6 protein-coding genes are annotated in these 5,083 nt (G+C 71.0%); 4 read left to right on the top strand and 2 right to left on the bottom strand.

Annotated features, from left to right (window positions below):
* Positions 1-149 precede the first annotated feature (149 nt).
* Entirely contained in the window at positions 150-827 is a 678-nt protein-coding gene (gene trmB / locus HUU95_RS07965) for a tRNA (guanine(46)-N(7))-methyltransferase TrmB (protein WP_174279630.1), read from the top strand.
* Positions 828-843: 16 nt separating this feature from the next.
* Here the strand turns inward: trmB and HUU95_RS07960 are convergent, their stop codons facing one another.
* Positions 844-1,455, bottom strand: coding sequence for a TetR/AcrR family transcriptional regulator (locus tag HUU95_RS07960; RefSeq protein WP_174279629.1), 612 nt, complete (start codon positions 1,453-1,455; stop codon positions 844-846).
* 112 nt (positions 1,456-1,567) lie between these two features.
* Between HUU95_RS07960 and HUU95_RS07955 the strand changes: the two genes are divergently transcribed.
* The 3 genes from HUU95_RS07955 (at position 1,568) to HUU95_RS07945 (ending at position 3,837) form a co-directional block, all read left to right on the top strand.
* Positions 1,568-2,314, top strand: coding sequence for an SDR family NAD(P)-dependent oxidoreductase (locus HUU95_RS07955; protein WP_174279628.1), 747 nt, complete (start codon positions 1,568-1,570; stop codon positions 2,312-2,314).
* 5 nt (positions 2,315-2,319) lie between these two features.
* Entirely contained in the window at positions 2,320-3,186 is an 867-nt protein-coding gene (locus HUU95_RS07950) for an SDR family oxidoreductase (protein WP_174279627.1), read from the top strand.
* Between the two features lie 171 nt (positions 3,187-3,357).
* Positions 3,358-3,837: a MarR family transcriptional regulator gene (locus HUU95_RS07945; protein WP_174279626.1), complete on the top strand. Its 480-nt coding sequence runs from the start codon at positions 3,358-3,360 to the stop codon at positions 3,835-3,837.
* On the opposite strand, the gene HUU95_RS07940 is transcribed toward HUU95_RS07945, so the two are convergent.
* On the bottom strand, positions 3,832-5,083 hold a 1,252-nt coding region (locus HUU95_RS07940; RefSeq protein WP_174279625.1), incomplete at its 5' end, for an NAD-dependent succinate-semialdehyde dehydrogenase. The two genes, HUU95_RS07945 and HUU95_RS07940, sit on opposite strands and share 6 nt — an antisense overlap.

Below are 5,083 nucleotides of genomic sequence, written 5' to 3'. Positions count from 1 at the left end.
CGCCGCGTGCGTCGCCGCCACGTCCGCCGCCACCAGCTTGCGCGCCGCCTTGGCGACCTTGCCGCGCTTCTTGGTCTTCTTCTTGTCCGCCATGGCGGGTGAACGGGCGAGGTGGCGGCTCGGGCCCAACCGCGATAGTCGCGGGTGCCATGACCGACCCCGCCACCATCCGCCGCCTCTATGGCCGGGCCAAGGGCCACAAGCTGCGGGAGGGCCAGGCGGCGTTGGTCGACCGGATGCTGCCGACGGTGGCGGTGCCGGCGGGGCCGCTCGACGCGCGCGTGCTGTTCGGGGCGGACCGCCCGCTGGAGCTGGAGATCGGCTTTGGCGGCGGCGAGCACCTCGCGGCGCAGGCGGCGGCGCGGCCGGGCACTGGCTTCATCGGTTGCGAGCCGTTCCTCAACGGCGTCGTCCAGGCGCTGGGCCACCTGCGCGACGGCGAGCTGGACAATGTCCGCCTGCACATGGGCGACGCGCTCGACGTGCTGGAGCAGCTGCCCGACGCGAGCCTGTCGCGCGTCTACCTGCTCCACCCCGATCCCTGGCCCAAGGCGCGCCACGCCAAGCGGCGCATGGCCAATGACGGGCCGCTCGACCTGATCGCGGCGAAGCTGCGGCCCGGCGCCGAGTTCCGGCTGGGGACGGACGACCCGACCTATTGCCGCTGGGCCTGCATGGTGCTGGGCCGCCGGGGCGACTTCCGCTGGACGGCGACGACCGCGCGCGACTTCCTGGCGCGGCCGGCGGACTGGCCGGAAACGCGCTACGAGCGCAAGGCACGCCGCCACGGCCACGAGGTCTGGTATTTCCAATACCAGCGGACTTGAGGCGCCGCCCGATTCCTCACGACACGCGCCCACGATAGCGCAAGCCGTCCACCAGCAGCGCCACCAGACGCCGCGCCGGTGCCGGATCGCCATCACCCGACGGCATGCACAGGCTGGCGACGGCGCGGAGCAGGTCATGCGGATCGGCGTCGGCGCGCAGCTCGCCGACAGCGGCCGCGCGGTCCAGCAGGCCTTGCAAGGCCGGTTCGAGCCGCTGGTCGAAATAGGCCGGCAACGACTGGAACGCGGATGAGCCGGAATGGAGCGCAGCGGCGAGACCGCGCTTAGCGACGATGAAGTCGACATAGCGCTGCATCCAGCGGTCCAGCGCCTCGCCCGGCGCGTGTTTGGTCGCCAGGTGAGCGGCGGCGCTAGCGCAGGCGTCAACCTCGTGGCGGAACACCGCCGCGACCAGATCGGCGCGCTGGGGAAAGTGGCGGTAGATCGTGCCGACCCCGACGCCTGCCCGGTCGGCGATCTCACGCATCGGCGCGTCCACGCCGGACGTCGCGAACACCGCCTTGGCCGTTTCCAACAACGCCTCGATGTTGCGTCGGGCGTCGGCACGGACGCGCCGATAGGCGGGGGCTGTCGCCGCAGGTCTTTGATCGTCCGCTACGCCCGTCATATCCGTCCCTTGATAAGCGGAACGTCATTCCGTATGTAGCGGATCAGAGTTCCAATCGATCCAATCTAGGGCAGCCGGTTGCCGCTGACCAGCAATCGAGGAGAGTATCATCATGGTAGATGACCGCATCGCCTTGGTCACCGGCGCCAGCCAAGGTATCGGGTTGCAGATCGCCAAGGACCTTGTCGCACAAGGGTTGACCGTACTGGTCGGCGCGCGCGACCTCGCCAAGGGCCAGGCAGCCGCCGCGCAGATTTCCGAGCGCGCGCACGCAATCCAACTCGACGTCACCGACCAGGCCTCGATCGCCGCCGCCGCGACTCGCATCCGCGCCGAGTTCGGCCGCCTCGATATCCTGATGAACAACGCCGGCATCTCGCGCGCCAAGCCGAACCAGGACTTTGGCGAGGCAATCAAGACCAACCTGCTGACCGACGCGCCGCTCGACGCCGTGCGCGCTGTGTTCGAAACCAACGTGTTCGGCGTCATCGCCGTCACGCAGGCGATGCTGCCGCTACTGCGCGAGGCGCCGGCCGGGCGCATCGTCCTCACCGGCAGCTCGGGCGCGTCACTGACGCTCAACTCGGATCCCGCCAACCCGCACCGCGCGATGTTCGGCAACTACAGCGTGTCGAAGACGGCGTCTCACGCGGTGATGCTCGCCTTCGCGCTGGCGCTCGAAGGCACGCGCATCAAGGTCAATGCCGCCTGCCCGGGCTTCACCAGGACCGCGCTCAACAACTTCAACGGCACCCGCAGCCTGGAGGAAGGCGCGCGCGAGCCGGTGCGCCTCGCGCTGATCGGCGACGACGGTCCTAACGGCACCTTCTCCGACGAGAACGGTCCGGTGCCGTGGTGAGGCACGTGTTCGTCACGGGCGCGACCGGGTTCGTCGGTTCGGCCGTCGTCGCCGACCTGCTCGCCGCCGGCCATCATGTGGTCGGCCTGGCCCGCTCTGACGACGCCGCGACCGCCCTGGTCGCCGCCGGCGTCGAGGCGCATCGTGGCGACCTGCAGGACGCGGACAGCCTGCGGCGCGGTGCCGAGCAGGCCGACGCCGTCATCCACGCCGCGTTCGATCACGACTTCTCCAACATGGCGGCGAGCTGCGAGACCGATCGCCGGGCGATCGAGGCGCTTGGTGACGGGCTGGCGGGATCGGACAAGCCGCTGATCGTCACCTCGGGCCTGCCGGTCATCCCCGGTCGCGTCGTCACCGAGGACGACATGCCGCCGGCAGACGCGCATGGCATGCCGCGCGTATCGGAGCAGACGGCGCTGGCGCTGGTCGAACGCGGGGTGCGCGCGACTGTGGTGCGGATGCCGCAGGTGCACGACCGGACCAGGCAGGGCTTCGCCAGTTACCTGCTCGCCCATGCCCGCAAGACAGGCCTTTCGGCCTATGTCGGCGACGGCCGGAACCGCTGGCCGGCGGTCCACCGCCTCGATGCCGCGCGACTGTACGGACGGGTTCTCGAAAGCGGCGGCTTGGGGCAGTGTTACCACGCCGTCACGGAAGAGGGTGTGCCGGTGCGCGAGATCGCCGAGGCGATCGGCCAGCGCCTGCTGCTTCCCGTCGTCAGCCTGTCGACAGCGGCGTCCGCGAACCATTTCGGCTGGCTCGATCGCATCGCCAAGATGGACGTACCCGCCGCCAGCGCGCTGACGCGGGAGCGAGTAGGATGGCGGCCATTTGAGGGCGCCAGCCTGCTCGACCACCTCCGGCCATGACAACTGGCCCGATCTGATGCGTCCGCGGCCTGCGCCGTGGCTTCGCGGGCGTGCCATGTCGGCCAAGTCTCGTCCGTCGGGCCCGCATCCGATAATCCGGGTTGTGCCCGCCGACGCGCGCCGTGCATAGGGCGGCGACGCCAGCGCAGGGCGCCAGCAGCAGGGCGATCAGTGGAACAATCCGAACGGAAACTGCCGCCGTACCAGCGTTCGCTCGCCGGGACGCTGCTGGCGGCGCGCGAAGCGGTGATGGCGCCGATCCGCCCCATGCTGCGCGCCGCCAACGTGACGGAACAGCAATGGCGCGTGCTGCGCGTGCTGGATCATGCCGGGCCGACCGACCCGACCAGCCTCGCCGAGGCGGCGCTGCTGTTCGCGCCCAGCGTCGCGCGCATCCTCAAGGAGCTGGTCGAGCGCGGGCTGATCCGGCGCGCGCCGCACGCGCATGACCGGCGCCGCGCGGTGCTGACGCTGTCGCCGTCCGGGCAGGCGCTGGTGCGCGACACCTCGCGCCGGACGGTCGCGCTGCTCGACGACTATGCGGCGCGGTTCGGCCGGCAGCGGCTCGACGATCTGCTGGCCGAGCTGCGCACGTTCACCGCCGCGATCGACCTGGGCGAGGGCGAGCCGTCGCCACCCGAGCCGTCATAGCCCGATGCAGATGTACTTCAGCTCAACATAGTCGTCGATGCCGTGCCGCGATCCCTCGCGGCCGAGGCCGGACGCCTTCACCCCGCCGAACGGCGCCACCTCCGTCGAGATCAGCCCGGTGTTGACGCCGACGATGCCGCTCTCGATCGCCTCGGCGACGCGCCACACCCGGCCGACGTCGCGCGCGTAGAAATAGGCGGCGAGCCCGAATTCGGTGTCGTTGGCGAGGCGCACCACCTCCTCCTCCGTGTCGAAGCGGATGACGGGGGCGAGCGGCCCGAACGTCTCCTCGCGCGTCACCAGCATCCCGGGCGTGACGCCGCCGAGTACGGTGGGCGCATAGAAGCGGCCGTTCAGACGCTCCCCGCCGGTCAGCACGGTCGCGCCCCCGCCAACCGCGTCGGCGACGTGCTCGTCCACCTTGGCCAGCGCGGCGTCATCGATCAACGGCCCGATCGCCACGCCCTCGTCGAACCCGTCGCCCACCGTTAGCGCCCGCGTCGCCGCGACCAGCCGCGCCACGAACGTGTCGTGGATGCCCGCTTGCGCGTAGATCCGGTTGGCGCAGACGCAGGTCTGGCCGGCGTTGCGGAACTTGGAGGCGAGCGCGCCCGCCACCGCCGCGTCCAGATCGGCGTCGTCGAAGACGATGAACGGCGCGTTGCCACCCAGTTCCAGGCTCAGCTTCTTGATCGTCGGCGCGGACTGGGCGAACAGCAGCGCGCCCACCGCCGTCGAGCCGGTGAAGCTGATCTTGCGGACGACGGGGCTTCCGGTCAGCTCGGCGCCGATCGCGCGCGGCTCGCCGGTGACGATGTTGAGCAGGCCCGGCGGCAGCCCCGCCATCTCGGCGATCACGCCCAGCGCCAGCGCCGAGAACGGCGTCTGCTCCGCCGGCTTGACGACGACGGCGCAGCCGGCGGCGAGCGCCGGCGCGATCTTGCGGGTGATCATCGCCGCCGGGAAGTTCCACGGCGTGATCGCCGCCACCACGCCGATCGGCTGGCGCAGCACGACGATCCGCTGGTCGGCCCCGTGGCTCGGGATCACGTCGCCGTACAGCCGCTTGCCCTCCTCCGAGAACCATTCGAGGAACGAGGCGGCATAGCCGATCTCGCCCCGCGCCTCGGCCAGCGGCTTGCCCTGCTCCAGCGTCAGCAGCCGCGCGAGCGGCTCGGCATGCGCCAGCATCAGGTCATGCATCCGCCGCAGCACGATCGCGCGCTCCTTGGCGGTGCGCGCCGCC

Source organism: Sphingomonas bacterium (genome assembly GCF_903643065.1).
In the GTDB taxonomy this organism is placed as follows: domain Bacteria; phylum Pseudomonadota; class Alphaproteobacteria; order Sphingomonadales; family Sphingomonadaceae; genus Sphingomonas.
Note: the sequence above shows the minus strand (reverse complement) of the source record. Positions and strands in the feature narration are given on the sequence as shown.